The organism is Enterococcus sp. E4-150 (assembly GCF_035726465.1).
Classification (GTDB): Bacteria; Bacillota; Bacilli; order Lactobacillales; family Enterococcaceae; genus Enterococcus_B; species Enterococcus_B faecium.
Genome location: NZ_JAPRGK010000003.1, coordinates 235,674 through 256,408, shown reverse-complemented (window position 1 = coordinate 256,408; position 20,735 = coordinate 235,674). Strand labels below are relative to the sequence as shown.

Here is a 20,735-nt window from a genome sequence, read left to right as displayed (position 1 = left end):
AGTAAGATCCCTGAGAGATGATCAGGTAGATAGGTCAGGAGTGGAAGTACAGTGATGTATGGAGCGGACTGATACTAATCGATCGAGGACTTAACCAATAGGTTAAAAGAAAAGATCTCGGAAAAAAACTTATGTGACTTCAAATCCAGTTTTGAGTGAACAAAATTTACTCAATAAAAGATAACACCACAGTGTGGTGGCGATAGCGAGAAGGATACACCTGTAACCATGCCGAACACAGAAGTTAAGCTTCTTAGCGCCGATTGTAGTGAGGGGTTGCCCCTTGTGAGAGTAGGACGTCGCCACGCAAAGGCAAAAAGATGAACTAGAAATAGTTCATCTTTTTTTGTTTAAATCTTTTGCTAAGTTGAACTAATAGAGTCTTTTATGAATATCGAAGTTAGTTTTTCACCTAACTTCGTTTTTTATAGTTGGTTATTATAAAATAGTAATATAGCTGATTTGGATTCAATTCATATTTATTTATAAATCAAAAATACAGAGAATAGTATATAAATGTCCTTTCCTATTCTTAAAATGATGTTTGTACTTACTTAAATTAGGTATAATTAGTATATGTTTTGTGAGAAATTTAGACTTACAATAAGCAGTGAATTTATAATCAACGTATAGGAGACATGGATGAAATGAAACTAATTGGTATAGATTTAGACGGTACTCTTTTGAATTCTGACCAGAGCATTAGTCAAAAAAATGCAAGAACAATGAAACATTTACCGGAAGACTGTTTTCCATTCATTTGTTCTGGAAGAGAAGTAGAAGACATTAATAATATTCTCAAAAAATCTGGTTTAAGGATACCAGCAGTAGGGTTAAATGGTTCTGTTGGATTTGATGGAGAAAAAAAGATATTTGAGTCTTCCTTCGATAAAAATGATGTAAAAAAAATTGATTCTGTCCTATCGAAATTTCCAACCAAAATATATACAAATCTCGGAAGTTATGAATCTCAGAATTATAAAAATAAAATGAAAAAAATTTTTCACGAGGTAGGGAGTGAATTTTCTATCAAAGAGCTAAACTATGAGCTTGAGTATGAAAAATCTATTTGTTCAATCCCTTATAATAATATTGAGGAAATTATAGAAAAGGATGCTATCAGCATTTACAAATTTTTTATTTTTATTCCTAATCGTCAATTGAAAGCTAATATATTTAACCATTTGAAAAAGATGCTAAATGTGTCTGTTACTGAATCGGCACCTGTAAATATTGAAATCGTACCTCAAAATGTATCTAAAGGCGTGGTGTTTGATCGTTTGGAATCAATCTACAATTTAAAGAAACCTTTGAGAATCGCGATCGGAGATAGTTTAAATGACTTATCTATGTTTGAAAGTGCAGATATTAGTTTTGCAATGGGAAATAGTCATCAAGAAATCATGAAAAAAGCTGATTATGTCACTGTTTCAAATGATAAAGACGGAGTATCTCAAGCATTTGAAAGAATTCTTACCATATAAACTAATTAAGGTAGTATAGAACATAGAATTCTAAATACGGAAAAATGGAGCATAAATTCCAGTATAAATAGTACTTCTTCAGTGTCAAACGAAGCGAATATAACATAGATATTTAGGATTGTGACAAAAATCATGTCACAATCTTTTTTTCGAATAAACTCATTTTTTGAAGCCGGCCATTTATCGTAATTTCTTTGTGTAATGCGAACAAATTTTCGGTTATTAATGAAAAAAGCTATTGAAAATGGTATGATAAAAGAAAAAAAGGAGGAAATTTTTAATGGTGAAATTTATCCATGCGGCAGATTTACATATGGATCGGTCATTTGAAGGACTGACAACTCTTGATAAAACTGTACAGGAAAAACTATTGAAGACGAATCTGACCGTTTTATCAAATATCATTGAACAGGCAATAATAAATAACGTTGATTTTGTTTTACTTGCAGGAGATAATTTTCATCAAAATCGTCCTTCATTAAAAATACAGAAACATTTTTCAGAACAGATGAAACGGTTAGAAAAGAACCATATACCTGTATTTATAATATTCGGAAATCATGATTTCTATCAAAAAGAGCGGTATTGGTTCTCCTTTCCTAAAAATGTCCATTTATTTACATCCGAAACGGTAGAGACAAAAAAAATAACGATAAAAAGTGGAGAAACTGTCTCTCTCAGTGGATTCAGTTATCGACAACTATGGATTCAAAAAGACAAAGTGATGGAATTTCCTTCTAGAGAACTCACAGATTACCATATTGGGTTGTACCACGGGGAACCTGGCGTCTCTCAAAAAGGAAACTATGCTCCTTTCCAACCCTCAAAGATGCAAGAAAAGGGATACGATTATTGGGCTTTAGGGCATATCCATGTGCCAACGGTCTTAAATGAAAAGCAAACAATTGTTTATCCAGGTGCGCCTCAAGGTCATACTAAAAAGGAACAAGCTTCTACATCTATTCTACTAGTTGAATTAAGTAAAGGAAGTTGCCAAATACATCCGATTAAAGTAGCAGAGGTCTATTGGAAGACAAAGGAAATATCATTGAGGAAAGCAAGAACGACAAAAGAGGTCATTGTTCACATTCGTCAGCAACTTTCAAAAGTAGAGTATGGTTTTAGTTTAATCGAAATAAAATTAAAAGATTATGACCATCTCAATACAGATGTTTTGGAACGGATACAATCAGGAGAGCTATTAGACTATTTGTTAGAGGAATTCTCAGATAGGATAAATGATTTCTTTATTTGGCGTATTTCTCTCATAGAGGATACCTTTTATACGAAGATCCCACTTGCTGCTTCTGCTAAATTGATGGAACAGTTATTTCAATACTATCAGACACCCCAAGATTTCCAACAAATTTTAAATGAAGTATATAGTCATCAAGAAGCGGCTAGAATATTGAGCGAACTGCCGGAATACCAAGAAGAAACACTTGAAAAAGCCAAGCAGCTGCTTAATCAAGATTTTTTATTTGAGGAGGATCAGGAATGAAGATTTTAAGGATCGAGATTGCTGCTTTTGGAAAATGGCGTCAAAAAAGTTTTGACTTTTATTCAGGCAATCAGCTGATCTATGGGGGAAACGAAGCAGGAAAATCAACGATTTATCAATTTATTCAAGCAATATTATTTGGTTTCCCTTCAAAAGGCCGTAAAAAAAAGGATTATACACCAAAAGACGGCTCAGCCTATGGCGGCAAAATATGGCTTAAACATCCTGTATATGGTGAATTTGCTGTCGAGCGCTACAAGCAGCAAAATCGCGGAAAATCGAAGGTGTGGCTGGGGGATCAAGTGGGAAGTGATGAGTTACTAGAAAAATTGATTGCGCCTTTAACGAAAGAGTTATTCCAGCAAGTATTTACTTTCCAGCAGGAACAGTTGATGGAACTAGATCATTTGAGAGAAAAAGAGCTACATGATGCGCTGATTTCTTTAGGCATCACGGGCAGTTCTCAAGTATTCCAAAAGCGGCAAGAATATTATCACAAAGCACAACAATTATTCAAGAAAAAAGGCCAAAAACTACTAATCAATCAAAAATTAAATGAATGGAAAGAGCTGCAAGAAAAAATTCATCAAAAACAAGAACAGGAAGCTTATTTTGGCAAGTTGATCCAACAAGAACAGGAATACGAGTCGCAACAGCAGCAGTTATTGGCACAATTAAAAGAGGCGAACAAACAATTTTCATTAGCCAGACAGCAAGAACTTAATTTTTCTTTATATGAAGAATGGCAATCTCTCAAAAAAAACAGCACTACAGGTCTTCCTGATGAGCAACTTCTTTTAGATCTGGAGTCTTTCTCCAAACGGTATCAGCAAACAAATGAGCGTTTGGAAGAATTAGAAGCAACACTGGAAAAGCATAGCGGGATGGATCAGCAGTCAGCCAGATATTATTTTTATTTAGAGCAGGAGCAGGAACTAAAAGATCTCCAGCAACTTCAATTTACAGCGGAACAATTAAACGAAGAATGGCAAAGATTACAAATTGAGACTAGAGAAACAAATTCAGAATTGAAGATTTTGGAACAAAGGTGGCATTGGCAGAAAAATCCGTTACCGGAAGAATTTTTATATGAAGAAGAATGGAAGCATCTTCTGGCTGAAGAAAGAAGGATTGCTGATCTAGAAAGCCAGATTTCTGTGCGTCTCCAAATAGCTAAAGAACAGCAAGAGATGATTGAAGCAGAAGTGAATGACTTGGAAGAGACCTATCCAGCATTATTACAAAATCAGTCAGAGATAGCACCAGTCTCTTCATCTAAACCGTATATGCTGATGGCTGGTGGAGCAATAATCATTGCAGGTATATTTGTACCAATGCCCTTGAAAGTGATCCTTTTACTAATTGGTGCAGGCATGATTGGCTATTTCTTCTACAAAAGGCAACCAAAAATTAAAACTAAAAATGATTTCTCTGAGATAAAAGGAATGTGGCAAGAAAAACTAGGACAACTTGATCTAGCCTTAGCTCAATTAGCTGAAGCAGAAGAAAAACAAAAGAGAACTGGAGAAGAAAAACAGATTCTTCAGCAAGAAGTATATCGTTTTGCGGATCATCGGCACTTAGGAAAGATGGATACGCTCAAACTCATGAAAGAATATGGACAGGAAGTCATAGATTATCAGAAATTATATGGCGTATTTGAGCGGAAACATAAAAGAGAACAGGAAATACAAGAAAAACTACGACAAATCGACCAAAAATTTGAGTTTGTTAAAGAATGGTTACCGATACAAGATAAGACAATTTCAGAAAAAATGGTATTGCTTTCCCGTTTTATACAAGAGATGGAACAGATGAAATTTGCCAGAAGCTATCAGCAAAATACTTTATTGAAGCAAGAAATCAATCAACTGAAAAAGAAACAAAAAGTATGGATACAAGAATACAGCGAACAATTGACTCAAGCAGGCTTATCTTATCCTTCGGAAGTACCTGTCTTTTTACAAAAAGCCAAACAAGCCGAACAGCAGATGAAAAGATACAATGAATTATCGGAAATGCTTACTCCACTATTTCCTGAAGAGCTGACAAAAGAGAAATTATCTGTAAGACTGCGCCAACTGAAAGAAAAGCAATCCCAACTCCAGCAAGAAGAAAAAGAAGCAAGTGAAAATCGGCAACGACTCCAACTTCAAGTAGAAGAGTTGCAAAGAGACGGCACATTGGACGAACTTTATCAACAAGCTAGCCGGCAAAAAGCAAAATTACAGGAATTACTGGAGGAATGGGGAGCACTTGAAATCGCCGGGACATTCTTAGGTGATCTTTCAACAGAGATGAGTGAAAGACAATTACCCCAGTTGTTAAGAGCAGCAGGTGATTATTTAGGTATTTTAACAAAAGGAAATTATCAGAAGATATTACTGAAAAATGATACACTGACTTTAACAGACGGATATACAGAATTTCCCATCTATGAGTTATCTACAGGTACGAAAGATCAGCTGATTATGGCGATGAGATTTGCTTACCTCTCATTAGAAGCTAACCGTTCGATATGCCCGATCATCATTGATGATGGCTGGCTTCATTATGATCATCAGCGAAAGTATCAATTAGCTGAACTTTTAGCTAAATTTGGAGAAAAGTATCAAATAATTTGTTTTTCTTCTGATAAAGAAATGGTAAGCTATTACCATGAGATGAACCAAATCGTAAAACAATTAGAAGGAGCAAATAATGAAAAAAATTCGTGATTTAGTAATCGATGAGCAGTTTGAACAATTTGTCCTGATCAAAAGTGCAGATGTAAGAATCGCTAAAAACGGAAAAAAATTTATTGCTTTTACTTTCCAAGATACTTCAGGTACTATCGATGGTAAATACTGGGATGCTTCGGAGGAGGAAATCAATAAATTTACAGCCGGCACAGTCGTTTTTCTAAACGGTAAAAGAGAGGTTTATCAAGGAAACCCTCAAGTAAAGATTCTTCATATGCGCTTAACAAGGGTAGATGAGCCAGGAGAGCCTAGTTTATACATGGAAAGAGCCCCTTTGAAGAAAGAAGAAATGGAAGAAGAAATCAATCAATTGTTGTTTGAGATCACCAATGCGCATTGGAATCGTATTGTTCGCTATCTACTTAATAAATATCAAAAACAATTTTTTGAGTTTCCGGCAGCAAAAAGAAACCATCATGCATTTGCCAGCGGATTAGCTTATCATACTTTGACAATGCTTCACTTAGGGAAATCAATCGCCGATGAATATCCTGAGCTGAATCGAGCATTGTTGTATGCTGGTATCATTTTGCATGATTTAGGAAAGGTGATTGAACTTTCCGGTCCTATGTCGACAGAATATACGCTTGCAGGAAATTTGATCGGTCATCTGGTATTGATTGACGAAGAAATAACTAAAGCCTGTCTTGCGTTGAAAATCAGCGAAGCTGACGAAGATGTTCTCGTATTACGTCATATGGTTTTAGCACACCATGGCTTATTAGAATATGGCTCACCTGTACGTCCAAGAATAATGGAAGCAGAAATATTACATCAAATCGACAATATCGATGCTTCGATGCAGATGATGTTGACTTCGATTCGTCAAACAGAACCAGGAAAATACACCGATCGGATTTTCGGTATGGACAACCGAAGTTTCTATGTACCAAAAGATTTATAGCAAAAATTTATTTTTTTCATTCAAAACAAAAAAGCGAGACATAAGTCTTCGCTTTTTTTGTTTTCTTTTATTTTGATGAATCAGTTGTTTCTTCAGTTGAAGATTCTTTTGTTGAATCAGTTGATTTTGTGTCAGAACTCTTTGTTGAAGCTGTAGTTTCACTTGAGTCTTTCGTACTTGATGAAGTTGTTGTGAATGCACTCAACACATTTTCAAAGGCATCATCTTTGATTTTTACATTTGCATCTTTTAATTCTTCACCGATTACTTTAGTTGTGAATGCATTGTCACTTAGTTTAGTTTCAGTAGCGATATCTTTTAGTTGATCTTTGTATTTATCCATGTCATTGCCTTTATTTTGGTTTTTCACCATTTTGACAACGTAGTATTCTGTCGCATAAGAAGTAGGATTTGTTGTAGTAATAACATCGGAGATCTCACCGTCTTTCAATTTGAAAGCTGCTTCTTTTACTTCTGCAGGAATAGTTGTTGTCGTTGAGTCGAATTTAACTTTACCGCCATCTTCTTTTGTCTCTGTATCAGTTGATTTGTCTTTGGCTAATTTAGAGAAATCATCTCCATCATCCGCTGATTTTTTCACATCTTTTGCTTCATCTTCACTTGATAATTTGATGATTTGTGCTTCTACTTCTGGATGGAAAGATTTCCAAGCAGTTTTCAAATCGTCATCTGTAATATCTACGTGAGCTTTCAAGCCAGCTTCAAAAGCTAAATTGTTACGAATATATTCTTTATAAGTATCTTTCGTATATCCAGCAGCTTCTAATTGTGATTCAAAAGTATCACCTAATGATTTCGCTTGTTTGTCGTATTCTGCATCCACTTGCTTATCGGTTACTTTATCGCCATATTTGTTATTGAATACTTTATAAATGATCATCCGTTGTACTAAGGATTGGTTCGATGATTCAAGTTTTGCTTCATCATAGAAATCAGATACAGTGATTGTTCCGCCTTTCATCGTTGCGATATCTTTATTAGTATCGCCTGAACAAGCTGCTAGAGTTAAAACAGCCAACGCACTAGTAGCTGCCAAAATAATTGATTTTTTTTTCATTAAAATTTGCACTCCTGTAATTAGTTATTATTTTTATATATTAACTATACCATATCCCATTTCCTTTAAAAACGTTGTCGTGGTAGTTTCAAACAAAATTCAAAATTTCATCACATTCCTAGGAAATACGCAAACTTTTCTCACTTATATAGTTAAATCTGTTGAGAAAATAATCATTATTATATTTGTTCAGGATACTCTGGCAGATCAGCTTTTAGTTTTTCTACTTGTTCATTGATTTGTGTGATACGTGGTTCGGCTTGGAATTTAAAATCTTCGATATCTTTTTTGATTGCTTCTTGGAAAGCAGGAATCACAGATTCAGCTGTTTCTTTTGTTTCGATCAATGCGCTTTTAAAATGATTCAGGCTGTTATTTAAATCATTTGTCAGAGTTGTTGCTTCTTCCAATTCTTCGATCAGTTTCTTTCTTGTTTCATTCCCGCTCCTGGGCGCCAATAATAGACCTCCGACAGTGCCAGCAGCAGCTCCAAATAACAGTCCTTTGAAAAAGTTTTTAATCATCGCAGGACACCTGCTTTACGATTGTTTCTTGAATAGCTTTTAGTTCTTCCGATCCATAACTATCTTGATGATTGCCAAAGTGAATAGAAAAATCATCCTCTTTGCTGTAGCGAGGGACTAAATGGATATGTGAATGAAAAACAGATTGATAGGCTAGTTCACGGTTGTTATTCAAGATATTAAGACCTTTCATTTCTGGAAAAGCTTTTTCCAATGCTTGAGCAATCTTAGGCACACGCGAAAAAACCTCTCCTGCAAGTTCGGGATCATATTCAAAAATATCTGCTACATGACGTTTAGGCACAACTAATGTGTGTCCTTTCGTTGCTTGAGAGATGTCTAAAAAAGCATAGACCTTGTCGTCTTCATATATTTTATAGCTTGGGATTTCTTGATTGATGATTTTGCAAAAAATACAGTTTTCCATATAAAACATCCTTTCTATAAAGAATAAATACTTCAGCTTAACTTTACCATAAGTTAAAGCTATTGTAAGGAAAAAAACAAAATACCGTCATTTTCTTCGTGGTATAATAAATAAAAATAAATGGCGGAGGAAAAAGAATGAGTTTAATTATCGATCATGTCACAGGGGGGTACGGACATCTCCCTGTGTTAAAAGATATCAGTTTCGATGTACAGCCTGGAGAGATAGTAGGGTTGATTGGACTGAACGGAGCAGGGAAAAGTACGACCATCAAGCACATTATCGGTCTGCTGGAAGCTTCAAAAGGAACGATAGAAATCAATCATCTATCCTTAAAGAAAAATACGGAAGAATATCGCAAACAAATTGGGTATATTCCAGAGACTCCTTCTTTATATGAAGAATTGACATTGAGAGAACATATCGAAGTCACTGCGATGGCCTACGATATACCTATGGATACAGCAATGAAAAGAGCAGAAAAGTTGTTGGAGACTTTTCGGTTATCTAATCGTCTTGACTGGTTCCCAGCTAATTTTTCAAAGGGAATGAAACAGAAAGTGATGATCTTATGCGCCTTTTTGATCGAGCCTTCTTTATATATCATCGACGAACCATTTTTAGGCTTGGATCCACTAGCTATCAATGCATTGCTTGAATTGATGGTAGAAATGAAAAAAGAAGGAGCCGGTATTTTGATGTCTACGCATATTTTAGCTACTGCAGAAAAATATTGTGATCGTTTTGTGGTCTTACATAACGGAGAGATACGAGCAGACGGTTCTCTTGAGATGTTGAGAAAAGAATTTCAGCTGCCGGATTCTTCTTTGGACGAAATCTACATTGCTTTAACAAAGGAGCAGGCACATGAGTAGTTTTTTTCAAAAACGTTTAGCAAGACATCAAAAGAAAATGATGAAATATATGCGTTATGTATTGAACGATCATTTTGTTTTAGTTTGTCTTTTCTTGATTGGCGGTGTGGGATTATATTATTCTAATTGGTTGAAAACCCTGCAGCCACCGTTTGCAATTGGAGGGCTCATAATCTCTGTATTTTGGATGCTCTGTTTATTCGTGGGTAAGATGGCTACTTTTGCAGAGGCAGCAGATATTGTTTTTTTACTTCCTAAAGAAAAAGAAATGCAAACCTATTTGGAACGAGCTTTTCGCTATTCTTGCATTTTTCCGTTGATCTTTTTGATATTGGCATGCGGATTGGCCATGCCATTAGTGGTGGTTAGTACGGAGCAATCCTTTTCGATGTTTTTCGTCTATCTGATCATATTATGGAGTTTGAAATTCAGTCATCTGCAAATCAAGAGAGCAGAATTGTTTCGACTAGATCAACAAGTTATTCGTTATTGGAAATTAGGCTGGTTTTTTTCTTCTCTGATCTTTTTGTTTCTATCATTTTATTGGCTGATATGGGCAGGAATAGCAGGTGCATTAGTACAGGCAAGTCTATATTACTGGTTTTTGTGGAAGCAACAAGAAAAAGGATTGGATTGGGAGAAAATGGTGCATGTAGAAGAACATAGGTTGCATCAGATCTATCAATTTATCAATTTATTCACAGATGTTCCTGAAATTACGGCAAAGATCAAAAGAAGACGCTATTTGGATCCTATATTGACTCATATTAAAAGAGAATCAAAAAACACTTATCTTTACTTGTTTGCAAGAAGATTGGCAAGAGGTTCTGATTTTAGTGGTCTTTATTTCCGATTAGTAATTATAGGTGGGTTATTGATTGCCGGAGTAGTCGACTTTTATTTTAGTCTGATTATCGGTTTCTTATTTTTATATTTGATCGGTTTCCAACTGTTACCTTTAGCGAACAAGTTCCGCTATATGGTTCTCGTTCAGCTTTATCCAATCCATAAGAATCAGAAGAAGCAGGCGATTCAGTATCTACTCACATGGGTATTAATTATCGCGTCGGTTATTTTTGGTTTGATTGCTGCAGTCGTATTAGATGGGCAGCAGCGATGGGTTCCGCTAGCGGCTTATTTGATTGTTACTATGCTCTTTGTTAAACTATATGTACCAACTCGTTTGAAGAAGATGTCAGACTGAAAACAAAGCTGTGTAGGGTAAAAATGAGAATGAAAAATAGAGCGTTGACAGTAAGAATGCTGTTCGTTCTATTTTTTTTGAGAAAAGCTGGTTTTTTGAATGGCAATTAAATGAAAAAGAACGTATATGTGCTTGACGTGTAGTGTTCAGGCGACTAGAATAATAAGTACTGCAAAACAAAGAGTAAGAGGACGGGAGAATGCATGATGGAGTTTCAGTTAGACCAAGAGTGGCGGTTACGTCCCATCAAAGGCGACACAGGAAAAACATACATAGGCATGCGTGATGAGGACAAAGTCTTTATTAAACGAAACACAACTCCGATGTTGGCTGCTCTTTCAAGGGAAGGAATTACACCAAAACTTGTTTGGACAAAACGAACGGGGAATGGCGATACTTTGACAGCACAAGAGTGGCTGGAAGGTCGCTTGCTGACTCCTAATGAGATTGGTCAAAGAAACGACGTGATTGATGTTTTGTACCATTTACATCATTCAAATTCTCTTAAAACCATGCTGACCCGTATCGGTGGTCGTGTCATGACGCCGGAGAAGATGCTGCAAAAATATGAAAAAGAATTACCGGAAGAACTCCAGAAAAATCAATTTCTGCAAATTGTCCATCGTTTTCTTCGTGAGCAGATCCCGTCAATAGATAAGGAAAACTTATCAGTAGTACACGGAGATGTAAACCATCGTAATTGGTTAGTATGTAAAAATTATTTATATCTAGTCGATTGGGATTCAATCATGTTTGCAGACCCTGCGGTGGATATTGCAACGATTTTAGGAAATTATGTGCCACTGTCTAGCTGGAATCAGTGGCTGATCAGTTATGGCATACGCCCGACTGACGAAATGCTTGAAAAATTTCATTGGTATGCGGCCATGAATTTGCTCCAAGAAATCACCAGATATTGCAAACGTGAAGATCATCGACGGATGAACGAAGAAATTTTACAATTAAAACGAATTTTCAGTGGCTGAGGTTTGGCCCAAACTCTGCGGAGATTTGGCCAGACCTTTTTAATTAGAGGAAAGGAATGGAGATAAATAATGCGTGTCCGAAATCGTCCGGGAGCAGCGGAAATGTTAGCGGCTCACCCGAATTTTGTAATTAGTGATCCAACATTGTGGAAGGGAAAATGGAATGAATTGTTTGAAAACGATCATCCAATCCACATTGAGATTGGTATGGGGAAAGGCCAGTTCATCACTGGAATGGCAAAAGCCCATCCTGAAATCAATTATATTGGAGTAGAAATGCAGGTCAGTGTTGTTTCGATTGCACTAGACAAGTTGATCGAACAACCGCTTCCTAACCTGAAACTTCTACATGTGGATGGATCAGCGTTGACAGAGTATTTCGCTGACAGCGAAGTAGATCAAATCTATCTGAATTTTTCCGATCCATGGCCAAAAAAACGTCATGAAAAACGGCGATTGACATATAAGACTTTTCTTGCTGTAGATGAACAGATTCTTCGTCCAAATGGAGAAATCCATTTCAAAACAGATAATCAAGGATTGTTTGAGTATTCTCTGGCAAGTTTTTCTCAATATGGCATGATCCTCAAACAGGTATGGTTAGATTTACATCAAAGTCAATTTGAAGGCAATATTATGACGGAGTATGAAGAAAAATTTTCTTCAAAAGGTCAACGTATTTATCGAGTAGAAGCTCAATTTCAAGATAAGACCAAAAAGAAAAATCTGCGAAACTAACTTTCTGCTTTCATAAAAACATTAATATCCATAAATAAATCCCAGAAAATGAACATTACAGATGTAATGTATTTTCTGGGATTTATTTGATTTAAAATGTATTTATTTCATCGGTTTTTCCACAAGGTGGAATCAATTGGAAGCGAGAAAATGAAAATAATCCTTTGTCGGTGATCTTCAATTCGGGTATGACAGATAATGTTAAGAAAGAAAGTGTCAAAAAAGGATCAAAGGTTTTAGCTGCTCCTAGTTGATGTGCTTTAGTTATTAATTCATTCAACTGTTCATAGACGATCGAAAAAGGTTCCTGTGTCATGATTCCGCCTATAGGAAGAGAAACACAAGCTATTTCCTGCTGTTTGTTGACAACGGTCATCCCGCCACCTTTTTGAATCAAAAGATTAGCAGCATACAGCATATCCTCGTCGTTTGTCCCAACGACAACTAGATTATGCGAGTCATGGGCAATCGTTGTCGCTATCGCTCCTTGTTTCAGCTGAAATCCTTTCACTATGCCTAATCCAATGTTTCCCGTTTGATGGTGACGCTCGATCACCGCAATCTTTAATTGGTCTTTTTCGATTGAAGGAATGAATCGTTCGCCTTGTCGGTCCACTTTTTCTACCAAATCTTTAGTCACTAGACTATTCGGGATAATTTCGATCACATGGGCTTGTGAAGAAGAAAGAAGCAGCTCTAACGAATGTGGATTTAATGGTTGAGCGTTTAGTTTTGGCAGACAACACGTATATGAATTTGAATGATCAGCAAATAAATGGTCTTGGAGTTGCCCAGATTGAACAACTAATGTTCCCTTATAGAAAACTTCATGAATTGGTAGCTTGGTAAGATCGTCTGTTAAGAAGAAATCAGCTTGATACCCAGGGGCAATCGCACCTAGTGTTTTCAAATCAAAACATTCTGCTGCATTCAATGTTGCCATCTGAATGGCTTGTAATGGATCGATTCCAAGTGCAATAGCTTGACGGACGATATGATCGATTGATCCTTCTTTTACTAAATCATTGATCAGTTTATCATCGGTGACAAAGAAGCATCTTCTTGAGTTTTCAGGTGTGATCGCCGGTAGTAGCGATGCCAGATCTTTTGCAACAGTCCCTTCTCGAACCATTAAATACATACCAAGATCCAAACGTTCTTTAGCTTCTTTTGCAGTTGTAGCTTCATGATCCGTCCGAATACCTGCTGCAGGATAAACATTTAACTCTTCCATGCCGATACCAGCTGCATGCCCGTCAATTTTTTTCTTATGCTGGTGCATCAATTGGATCTTTTCTAGGATGTCTGCTTCATTATTTGCTACTGCTTGATAGTTCATGACTTCAGCTAAGCCTAAAACTTCGGGTTTTTGTAAAAAAGGGGCTAATTTTTTTGCATTTAAATTTGCACCATTGGTCTCAAAAGGGGTTACAGGTACACAAGAAGGTAGCATAAAAAAGATATTCATGAGTGTTTGTCTTGCATCTTCTATCATAAACTCAAGACCTGTACTCCCAGCAATGTTTCCTATTTCATGGGGATCTGTCACTACAGTAGTAACTCCATGAAGCAAGGATACTTTTGAAAATTCGCTTGGTGATAAAAGTGAGCTTTCGATATGCACATGGCCATCGATGAATCCTGGCACTAGATATTGCCCATTAGCATTATGTACGCTTTTTCCTTCGTATTCACCGATTCCTACGATCATTCCTTCGCAGATTGCTACATCTTTTTCCATGATTTCTTTCGTAAAGACGTTGATGATCTTAGCATGCTTGATCACTAGGTCAGCAGGCTTTTTTTTACTTGCTACTTCGATATATTTCCTTAATGTTGTTTCCAATGGAGTGCCTCCCAAGATAAATTTTTATAAGTATAACATAAATTCGGCTTTTGCCAATATTTTTTTGTAAATTCATTTTATTTGAAACAAAAAGATCAAAAAGACGTATGTTTTTTGTGGAGGGGAGAATAATGGAAATAAAACGATTATCGGATCAAATGATAAGTGAAAGTTTTGCCAAACATGCCCAAGACGTATATATATTGCCAGCTTCAGAAGTATTTTACATCTATTTTCGCTATGGAAAAAAACGAACATTCTGGAAGAAAGTCTCTTCGGCAGATGGACAGCAACTGATCTCAAGATTTAAGTATTTGGGACAGATGGATATCGGAGAAAAAAGAAAAGCTCAGTTAGGTGCATTTACTTATTCTTTAGAAAAACAGGAAGTTCGTCTGCGGTTGTCTTCTGTAGGAGATTACCTTCAACGAGAGAGTTTAGTGATTCGGCTATTATACGGTACTTTTGAAACACCCCATCGTTGCTTTAGTTCTCGAGATTTTGCAACTATTTTACAGAAAACCGTCAGACGTGGATTATACCTTTTCAGCGGACCAGTCGGATCAGGCAAGACTTCTCTAATGTATCGGTTGGCTTTGGAAGAAAAATTGCAAGTGATTACTATCGAAGATCCTGTAGAGATAGAAGAACCGTTTTTTCTGCAGCTACAGATCAATCCGAAAATAGCACAGACTTATGATACACTTTTGAAACTCGCATTACGGCATCGTCCAGACTTGCTAATCATTGGCGAGATAAGAGATGAATCAACTGCACATGCTGCGGTAAGAGCAGCACTAACAGGGCACCGGGTTTTTGCAACCGTACATGCACGCAATCTTGAAGGTACATTGGTCAGAATCCATGAACTGACAAAGAAAAAAGAAGAGCTATCTGAATGTTTAGCTGGTGTCATTTATCAAGAACTTTTGGAAGATGCCAATCACCATCCTTCTGTTTTATGGAGTTATCAATTTATGGAGGAAGAATCAGTAAAAAAATCATGGGAGGAAAGTTATGAAGAAGCTCAGGAAAATATTTGGCAGTCAGAACTATTCTAAAGGATTAACAAGAAGCCAGCAAAACCAGTTTGCACAAACCATGGGAGAACTGCTTTTATCTGGTTTTAGTCTGCAAGAATCCCTTTATTTATTACTCACGATCCGTTCGTTTCCACCTGTTATTTTGGCAAACATCCAACATCAGCTAAAGGAAGGGCAAGCGTTTAGTGAGGTACTTTCGCAAATAGGATATGGAGCAGAGCAACTGGTACAGATCGAGTTAGCTGAACGTCATGGGAATCTGCCGACAACTTTGTTGGAAATTGCCAAACAGTTTCGGCTTGTTGAAGGATTTCGCAATGATTTGAAAAAGCTGCTTGCATATCCGATGCTATTGCTCACCTTTTTGCTAGGTATCTTGTTTAGTATGCGGTTGTTCGTTTTGCCTCAGCTTATTGGTTCAGGAATGGTCATGCAAGAGCATTGGGGGATTCAGCTGATACAAGTCTTTCATTGGTATGTTCTACTATTCATCCTAGCGGTTACTCTATTGGCTTTACTAGTAAGGTATCGTCTGATGAAGTTGTCTCCTGTTGATCAGAGTGAATGGATAAGCAGACAATTATTGATTGGACCGATATATTCCTTGTATCAATCGGCTTATTTGTCACTAGAGATTGGAAAGCTTTTTCATGAAGGTTTCGAATTAAGGCAAATCATAGTCTGCTTAAAGGAAACGAAACAAGAAAGTCTGATTCAGCATCTTGCCTCTAAGTTGATTCAAGGATTGGAGGCAGGTATGTCATTGGCTGAGCAGTTCCAGAATTATCGTTTTCTATCAGAAGAATTCAGTAAAATTGTTTTACAGGGAGAGGCAAAGGGAAGTTTAGGTAAAGAACTGATTTTTTACAGTGAATGGACAAGAAAACAGCTTTTCAAACGTCTTCATCACTGGATGCAATTTATTCAGCCAATCATTTTTTTGGGCGTAGCGGCTTTGATTTTATTAGTTTATGCCGCTGTTTTATTACCTGTTTACGGAAGCATAGAGGAGGTTTTGCCATGAAAAAGAAAAAAATATCTTATTATAGCGGTTTTACATTAATCGAAATGCTAATCGTCTTACTGATCATCAGTGTATTAGTGTTGTTGTTCGTCCCTAATTTGTCGCGTTATAGGAATCATGTAGACCAAGAAAGTCGTGAAGCGATCATCCAGTTGGTAGACACACAAAAAGAGCTCTATGCGCTTCAAAATAATGGAAGAGTTCCTACTGTGGAGGAATTGTTGAATGAAGGCTATATCAAACGAGAACATGCAGAAATCTATCAGCGGCCTTGAAGGTAAGGTTTTAGCATCAGGATATACGTTGTTTGAATCACTCTTACTGATTTTATTACTTACAACGATCCTTTCTTTTCCAGTTCTCGCATTTTCTGCATGGAAGAATGAATTGGCAGTCTATCAATTTTTCAGCCAATTTGAAAAACGAATCTATTCTACGCAAAAAATCGCTATTGTGAATCAGATCCAAACAGGCTTTTATTGGAATAGTGAAGAGAATCAAATCATTTTTCATGTTCCGAATCCAGATAAAATAAATTGGGAAGTATTAGATATTCCTGATGAGATTACCTTGAAACGCCATGCTTCTATTACTTTTGCTGCTAGAACCGGGAATGAAAGTTCACTAAAAGCTTATCAATTTTATTGGGAAGAAAAAGAGCGGACGATTACGTATCAATTCCAGATAGGGAGTGGTCGCTATACAAAAAGAATTGAATAAAACAGGATTTGTTTTGTTGGAGTCCCTTACAGCGCTTATGATCGCTTCTGTCTGTGTCTACTTAGTGAGCTTTGGCCAGCTGTTTTTGCTTCAGGCAGAAAAGAAAAGTGGGGAGGAACTGCTATTTATTCGAATGATTTATGAAGATATCAAGACGCAGCGGATGTATCACAAAAGACCAGAGCGAAGGGAAGAAATGATCCCATACGATATCCAAATTGTCGATAATAATGGAGTAATCGAAAAAGTGTTTGTCAATATGGAGAAAGAAGCGATCAGTATTGAAAAAACAAGTAATTCCAGCATTTACGCTGATTGAATGTCTAATTGGACTGATGATATTGAGCAGTCTATTGCTCACATTCAATCTTTTGATTCAGCAAACCATCCAAGTAAGTGAATTTTTGCAGCGTAAAGATCAAAAAGAGTGGCTAATATTTTTAGCACAATTAGAAGAAGAACTCAAGAGCAGTCACAATGTCTCTGTGAAAAATCAGCAACTGCACTACACGATCGAGGATAAACAGTATATCATCGAAAGATATCAGGCAATGATACGTAAAAGAAGAACTTCCGGCGGACATCAACCTATGTTAACAAGTATCACTGAGCTTCAATTATTGGAAAAAGAACACACAATTTCTTTTTATGTACACTTTGAAAATGGAGAAGATGGATATGCCATATGGACAAAAAACGATCAGTAGAAAATGTTATAAGGGCTCTATTTTATTTTCTGTCTTGCTTTTATTTCTTTTATGTACGTTTTTATTGATGGCAGCATTAGAAAGCTACCGTTTGTCAATGGATCTTAATATACGAATCAAAAATTATTATATAGCAAAAATAATGAAGCAGATGGCTTTATCGGAACAGTCTACGCTTGCCGAAAGTTCGGAAGGAGTTTTTTACTACACAACTGGATCTGTAACATACCAGTGGGTACAACAGTCCCTATTCTTAGAGGTGGAAGTCTCACCGTTTATCTTTCGGTTCACAGAAGAAGTAAAAAATGATACAGATACTAGTACAGAATGATGGAATGTTCGTGAAAACGCCCTCTTTTCTGTTATAACACTGTTTTTAATAAAAAAATGTTTGCCGTTTCACAAATAAAAAACAGTGAAAACGATTGAAATTTTGTCAATTGTTCGATAGAATTAAACAGGTGAAAAAATTGTTATAATATATCTAGAAATGAGGTGCACCATGTTACCAGAAAAAATGGAACAAGGGTTTAATCAAAACCTGGAAGCTATTCAGCTTTTACAGAATGCATTGGGAACTTCCTTTTTAGAAGCCTATGTCGAAAATGCAGAAAATTTAATAGATGATTATCAAGTACGTGTGGTGGATGGAGTGCCGACAAAAGAGACAACGCAACGGATCACAGCTCTTTATGAAGAGTTGAAGAAACTTTCTTTCGAGCCAGAAGAATGGCGCAGACTGTCTCAATTACTTTTATTGAAGGGCAGCCAGACAGAACATTTGCAGGCGAACCATCAACTCACTCCTGATAGTATCGGTTTTTTATTTGTTTTTCTTATTGAACAACTATACACAAATAAAAAAGCACCGGTTAAGATTCTGGATATTGCGGCAGGAATGGGCAACTTGTTATTAACAGTTCTTTTAAACCTATCGAATGCGGGGTACCAAACAGAAGGAATTGGTGTGGATATTGATGATACATTGTTGGCTGTCGCAGCTTCTACAAGTGATTTGACACAAGCAAATGTTCAATACTTTCATCAAGACGGGTTGCAGGATTTATTAATAGATCCTGTCGATTTTGCAATCAGCGATTTGCCAATCGGTTATTATCCGAATGACGAAAAAGCAAAAGAGTTTTTAACAAGTACCGAAGAAGGCCATAGTTATGCACATCATTTATTGCTAGAGCAATCAATGAAATATGTGAAGCCGGATGGTTTTGGTTTGTTTTTGATGCCGAGTGAATTTTTAGAAACGGATCAAAGTGAAGAAATCAAAAAATGGTTTAAAGAAGAAGGCTATCTTCAAGGAATGATTCAATTGCCAGATGAATTGTTCCGTAATAAACAATCGCAAAAAAGTATTTTGATCTTACAGAAAAAAGGACCACAAGCACAACAAGTAAAAGAAGTCTTGCTTGTGAAACTTGCTTCATTAAAAGAACCAGAGAAGGTGACGGAATTTTTCAACGAGTTTAAAAACTGGAAATCATCTGCTCTGTAATCATTCAACGAGAAGGAGAGTCATATGTCTAAAACAATTGCAATCAATGCTGGGAGTTCAAGTTTGAAATGGCAATTATATCAAATGCCAGAAGAAACCGTAGTTGCGAAGGGGATCGTCGAACGTATCGGTTTACAAGATTCTATTTTTACCATCAAGTACGGCGATAATCAAAAATTCGAACAAATCATGGATATCGAAAACCACGAAGTAGCAGTAAAAATGCTGTTAGATCAGTTGATTGAACTGCAAATTTTAAGCTCTTATGATGAAATCACCGGAGTAGGGCACCGTGTTGTTCACGGAGGAGAAACTTATGGGGATTCAGTAGTGATCGATGAGAAAGTAATGGACCGCATTGCTGAATTAGCAGAATTTGCTCCTTTGCATAATCCTGCAAACTTAATGGGGATCAAAGCGTTTAAAAAGATTTTACCTGACATTTTGAGTGTGGCTGTATTCGATACATCTTTCCACTCAACAATGCCAAAGCAAAATTATTTATATAGCTTACCGGTGTCTTATTATGAAGATTTCAAAGTAAGAAAATATGGCTTCCATGGCACAAGTCATCGTTATGTGTCGGAACGTGCGGCAAAATTATTGAACAAACCGATCGAAGAACTAAAAATCATCACTTGCCACTTAGGAAATGGTGTATCGATCACAGCAGTCGATGGAGGTAAATCCATGGATACTTCTATGGGATTCACACCATTAGCTGGGGTGACAATGGGTACACGTTCAGGTGATATCGATCCAGCTGTTCTCCCATATTTAATGGAAAAATTAGAGATTGATATTGATGAAATGATCAATGTTTTGAACAAGAAATCTGGTCTGCTAGGCCTAACAGGATTGTCTAGTGATATGCGTGATCTTGAAAAGAACTATGAAAAAGAACATATTCGTTTAGCTTATGATATTTTCGTGGACCGCATCCGAAAATACATCGGCGGTTATGTGACAACGATGAATGGTGTTGATGCAATTGTCTTTACTGCTGGTATCGGCGAGAATGACGGACATGTACGTAGTGAAATCATCAAAGGTATGTCTTGGTTTGGTTGTGAAATCGATCCAGCGTTGAATGAATTGCGTGGTGAAGAAGTAGATATCTCTACAAAAGAATCAAAAGTAAGAGTATTAGTGATCCCAACAGATGAGGAACTAATGATTGCCCGTGACGTGGAGCGTCTGCGCGGCTAAGCCAAAGCATTCGTTAGGATAAAAGATGAAACGCATGCAAGAGGGAATTCTTGCATGTGTTTTTTTGCGGAGAAGACCGCAAAATGGTAATTTAACTTCAATTTCCCTTCTTTTTTACAGGATCTTCTTAGGGAATTTTGCTTGGAAAAGTGGTCAAAAGGGAAAAGACTGGCATTTTATTTATTGATTTTCAGGAAAATCCCAATATTTTATT

At 36.6% G+C, this 20,735-nt stretch carries 21 protein-coding genes and 2 rRNA genes; 19 read left to right on the top strand and 4 right to left on the bottom strand.

The window, feature by feature from the left end:
- From OZ002_RS04650 to OZ002_RS04625, 6 genes are all read left to right on the top strand, one after another.
- A 23S ribosomal RNA gene (locus tag OZ002_RS04650) occupies nt 1-98 on the top strand; the annotation flags it as partial.
- 94 nt (nt 99-192) lie between these two features.
- A 5S ribosomal RNA gene (gene rrf / locus OZ002_RS04645) occupies nt 193-308 on the top strand.
- Nucleotides 309-638: 330 nt separating this feature from the next.
- Nucleotides 639-1,484, top strand: a complete 846-nt coding sequence (locus OZ002_RS04640; RefSeq protein WP_002304764.1) for a Cof-type HAD-IIB family hydrolase — start codon at nt 639-641, stop codon at nt 1,482-1,484.
- A 280-nt stretch (nt 1,485-1,764) separates the two neighbouring features.
- Nucleotides 1,765-2,985, top strand: a complete 1,221-nt coding sequence (locus tag OZ002_RS04635; protein ID WP_325082899.1) for a metallophosphoesterase family protein — start codon at nt 1,765-1,767, stop codon at nt 2,983-2,985.
- Complete coding sequence (locus OZ002_RS04630; protein ID WP_156249271.1) at nt 2,982-5,702, top strand: ATP-binding protein; 2,721 nt, start codon at nt 2,982-2,984, stop codon at nt 5,700-5,702. Before OZ002_RS04635 ends, OZ002_RS04630 begins: the two co-directional genes overlap by 4 nt.
- On the top strand, nt 5,686-6,630 hold the full coding sequence (locus OZ002_RS04625) for a 3'-5' exoribonuclease YhaM family protein (protein ID WP_002286211.1): 945 nt from the start codon (nt 5,686-5,688) through the stop codon (nt 6,628-6,630). Before OZ002_RS04630 ends, OZ002_RS04625 begins: the two co-directional genes overlap by 17 nt.
- 67 nt (nt 6,631-6,697) lie before the next feature.
- Here OZ002_RS04625 and OZ002_RS04620 read toward each other — a convergent pair whose 3' ends face one another.
- The 3 genes from OZ002_RS04620 to OZ002_RS04610 form a co-directional block, all read right to left on the bottom strand.
- On the bottom strand, nt 6,698-7,708 hold the full coding sequence (locus OZ002_RS04620) for a peptidylprolyl isomerase (RefSeq protein ID WP_002286208.1): 1,011 nt from the start codon (nt 7,706-7,708) through the stop codon (nt 6,698-6,700).
- 179 nt (nt 7,709-7,887) lie between these two features.
- Nucleotides 7,888-8,232: a YtxH domain-containing protein gene (locus OZ002_RS04615; protein WP_002286203.1), complete on the bottom strand. Its 345-nt coding sequence runs from the start codon at nt 8,230-8,232 to the stop codon at nt 7,888-7,890.
- Entirely contained in the window at nt 8,225-8,659 is a 435-nt protein-coding gene (locus OZ002_RS04610; RefSeq protein ID WP_002297570.1) for an HIT family protein, read from the bottom strand. Before OZ002_RS04610 ends, OZ002_RS04615 begins: the two co-directional genes overlap by 8 nt.
- Before the next feature lie 137 nt (nt 8,660-8,796).
- On the opposite strand from OZ002_RS04610, the gene OZ002_RS04605 reads away from it, so the two are divergent.
- The 4 genes from OZ002_RS04605 (at nt 8,797) to trmB (ending at nt 12,462) form a co-directional block, all read left to right on the top strand.
- The gene (locus tag OZ002_RS04605) at nt 8,797-9,534 is read left to right on the top strand and encodes an ABC transporter ATP-binding protein (RefSeq protein WP_002297572.1); all 738 of its coding nucleotides are present in this window, start codon (nt 8,797-8,799) and stop codon (nt 9,532-9,534) included.
- Nucleotides 9,527-10,738 (top strand): ABC transporter permease, encoded by a 1,212-nt coding sequence (locus OZ002_RS04600; RefSeq protein WP_156249270.1) that lies wholly within the window; start codon nt 9,527-9,529, stop codon nt 10,736-10,738. The genes OZ002_RS04605 and OZ002_RS04600 overlap by 8 nt, the downstream gene beginning before the upstream one ends.
- Before the next feature lie 203 nt (nt 10,739-10,941).
- The gene (locus tag OZ002_RS04595) at nt 10,942-11,724 is read left to right on the top strand and encodes a phosphotransferase family protein (RefSeq protein ID WP_002286194.1); all 783 of its coding nucleotides are present in this window, start codon (nt 10,942-10,944) and stop codon (nt 11,722-11,724) included.
- Nucleotides 11,725-11,793: 69 nt separating this feature from the next.
- Nucleotides 11,794-12,462 carry a tRNA (guanosine(46)-N7)-methyltransferase TrmB gene (trmB, locus tag OZ002_RS04590; protein WP_156249269.1) on the top strand — a complete coding sequence of 223 codons (669 nt, stop codon included), beginning with the start codon at nt 11,794-11,796 and terminating at the stop codon, nt 12,460-12,462.
- 91 nt (nt 12,463-12,553) lie between these two features.
- On the opposite strand, the gene ade is transcribed toward trmB, so the two are convergent.
- Nucleotides 12,554-14,308, bottom strand: a complete 1,755-nt coding sequence (ade, locus tag OZ002_RS04585) for an adenine deaminase (protein WP_156249268.1) — start codon at nt 14,306-14,308, stop codon at nt 12,554-12,556.
- Between the two features lie 131 nt (nt 14,309-14,439).
- Here ade and comGA point away from each other — a divergent pair, with 131 nt between their 5' ends.
- The 9 genes from comGA (at nt 14,440) to OZ002_RS04540 (ending at nt 20,521) form a co-directional block, all read left to right on the top strand.
- The gene (gene comGA, locus OZ002_RS04580) at nt 14,440-15,369 is read left to right on the top strand and encodes a competence type IV pilus ATPase ComGA (RefSeq protein ID WP_002293666.1); all 930 of its coding nucleotides are present in this window, start codon (nt 14,440-14,442) and stop codon (nt 15,367-15,369) included.
- On the top strand, nt 15,326-16,375 hold the full coding sequence (gene comGB / locus OZ002_RS04575; protein WP_016628374.1) for a competence type IV pilus assembly protein ComGB: 1,050 nt from the start codon (nt 15,326-15,328) through the stop codon (nt 16,373-16,375). Before comGA ends, comGB begins: the two co-directional genes overlap by 44 nt.
- A complete protein-coding gene (gene comGC, locus OZ002_RS04570; protein WP_002297583.1) occupies nt 16,372-16,650 on the top strand; it encodes a competence type IV pilus major pilin ComGC in 279 nt (92 codons plus the stop codon). Before comGB ends, comGC begins: the two co-directional genes overlap by 4 nt.
- A complete protein-coding gene (gene comGD / locus OZ002_RS04565) occupies nt 16,625-17,095 on the top strand; it encodes a competence type IV pilus minor pilin ComGD (RefSeq protein ID WP_025479117.1) in 471 nt (156 codons plus the stop codon). The genes comGC and comGD overlap by 26 nt, the downstream gene beginning before the upstream one ends.
- Nucleotides 17,067-17,414 (top strand): hypothetical protein, encoded by a 348-nt coding sequence (locus OZ002_RS04560; RefSeq protein WP_002286177.1) that lies wholly within the window; start codon nt 17,067-17,069, stop codon nt 17,412-17,414. Before comGD ends, OZ002_RS04560 begins: the two co-directional genes overlap by 29 nt.
- On the top strand, nt 17,377-17,802 hold the full coding sequence (comGF, locus tag OZ002_RS04555; protein ID WP_002325315.1) for a competence type IV pilus minor pilin ComGF: 426 nt from the start codon (nt 17,377-17,379) through the stop codon (nt 17,800-17,802). The genes OZ002_RS04560 and comGF overlap by 38 nt, the downstream gene beginning before the upstream one ends.
- Nucleotides 17,774-18,133 (top strand): competence type IV pilus minor pilin ComGG, encoded by a 360-nt coding sequence (comGG, locus tag OZ002_RS04550; protein WP_002293655.1) that lies wholly within the window; start codon nt 17,774-17,776, stop codon nt 18,131-18,133. The genes comGF and comGG overlap by 29 nt, the downstream gene beginning before the upstream one ends.
- A gap of 171 nt (nt 18,134-18,304) precedes the next feature.
- Nucleotides 18,305-19,312: a class I SAM-dependent methyltransferase gene (locus OZ002_RS04545; protein ID WP_156249267.1), complete on the top strand. Its 1,008-nt coding sequence runs from the start codon at nt 18,305-18,307 to the stop codon at nt 19,310-19,312.
- A 24-nt stretch (nt 19,313-19,336) separates the two neighbouring features.
- Nucleotides 19,337-20,521 (top strand): acetate/propionate family kinase, encoded by a 1,185-nt coding sequence (locus tag OZ002_RS04540; protein ID WP_002286171.1) that lies wholly within the window; start codon nt 19,337-19,339, stop codon nt 20,519-20,521.
- The last annotated feature ends 214 nt before the right edge of the window (nt 20,522-20,735 follow it).

Coding starts and splice junctions, on each gene's coding strand:
- comGB (WP_016628374.1), top strand. CDS start 15,326: ATGAAGAAGCTCAGGAAAATATTTGGCAGTCAGAACTATTCTAAAGGA.
- comGC (WP_002297583.1), top strand. CDS start 16,372: ATGAAAAAGAAAAAAATATCTTATTATAGCGGTTTTACATTAATCGAA.
- OZ002_RS04595 (WP_002286194.1), top strand. CDS start 10,942: ATGATGGAGTTTCAGTTAGACCAAGAGTGGCGGTTACGTCCCATCAAA.
- OZ002_RS04615 (WP_002286203.1), bottom strand. CDS start 8,232: ATGATTAAAAACTTTTTCAAAGGACTGTTATTTGGAGCTGCTGCTGGC.
- comGD (WP_025479117.1), top strand. CDS start 16,625: ATGCAGAAATCTATCAGCGGCCTTGAAGGTAAGGTTTTAGCATCAGGA.
- OZ002_RS04635 (WP_325082899.1), top strand. CDS start 1,765: ATGGTGAAATTTATCCATGCGGCAGATTTACATATGGATCGGTCATTT.
- OZ002_RS04610 (WP_002297570.1), bottom strand. CDS start 8,659: ATGGAAAACTGTATTTTTTGCAAAATCATCAATCAAGAAATCCCAAGC.
- OZ002_RS04640 (WP_002304764.1), top strand. CDS start 639: ATGGATGAAATGAAACTAATTGGTATAGATTTAGACGGTACTCTTTTG.
- OZ002_RS04630 (WP_156249271.1), top strand. CDS start 2,982: ATGAAGATTTTAAGGATCGAGATTGCTGCTTTTGGAAAATGGCGTCAA.
- OZ002_RS04605 (WP_002297572.1), top strand. CDS start 8,797: ATGAGTTTAATTATCGATCATGTCACAGGGGGGTACGGACATCTCCCT.
- OZ002_RS04620 (WP_002286208.1), bottom strand. CDS start 7,708: ATGAAAAAAAAATCAATTATTTTGGCAGCTACTAGTGCGTTGGCTGTT.
- OZ002_RS04600 (WP_156249270.1), top strand. CDS start 9,527: ATGAGTAGTTTTTTTCAAAAACGTTTAGCAAGACATCAAAAGAAAATG.
- OZ002_RS04540 (WP_002286171.1), top strand. CDS start 19,337: ATGTCTAAAACAATTGCAATCAATGCTGGGAGTTCAAGTTTGAAATGG.
- OZ002_RS04545 (WP_156249267.1), top strand. CDS start 18,305: ATGTTACCAGAAAAAATGGAACAAGGGTTTAATCAAAACCTGGAAGCT.
- OZ002_RS04625 (WP_002286211.1), top strand. CDS start 5,686: ATGAAAAAAATTCGTGATTTAGTAATCGATGAGCAGTTTGAACAATTT.
- comGA (WP_002293666.1), top strand. CDS start 14,440: ATGGAAATAAAACGATTATCGGATCAAATGATAAGTGAAAGTTTTGCC.
- comGG (WP_002293655.1), top strand. CDS start 17,774: ATGCCATATGGACAAAAAACGATCAGTAGAAAATGTTATAAGGGCTCT.
- trmB (WP_156249269.1), top strand. CDS start 11,794: ATGCGTGTCCGAAATCGTCCGGGAGCAGCGGAAATGTTAGCGGCTCAC.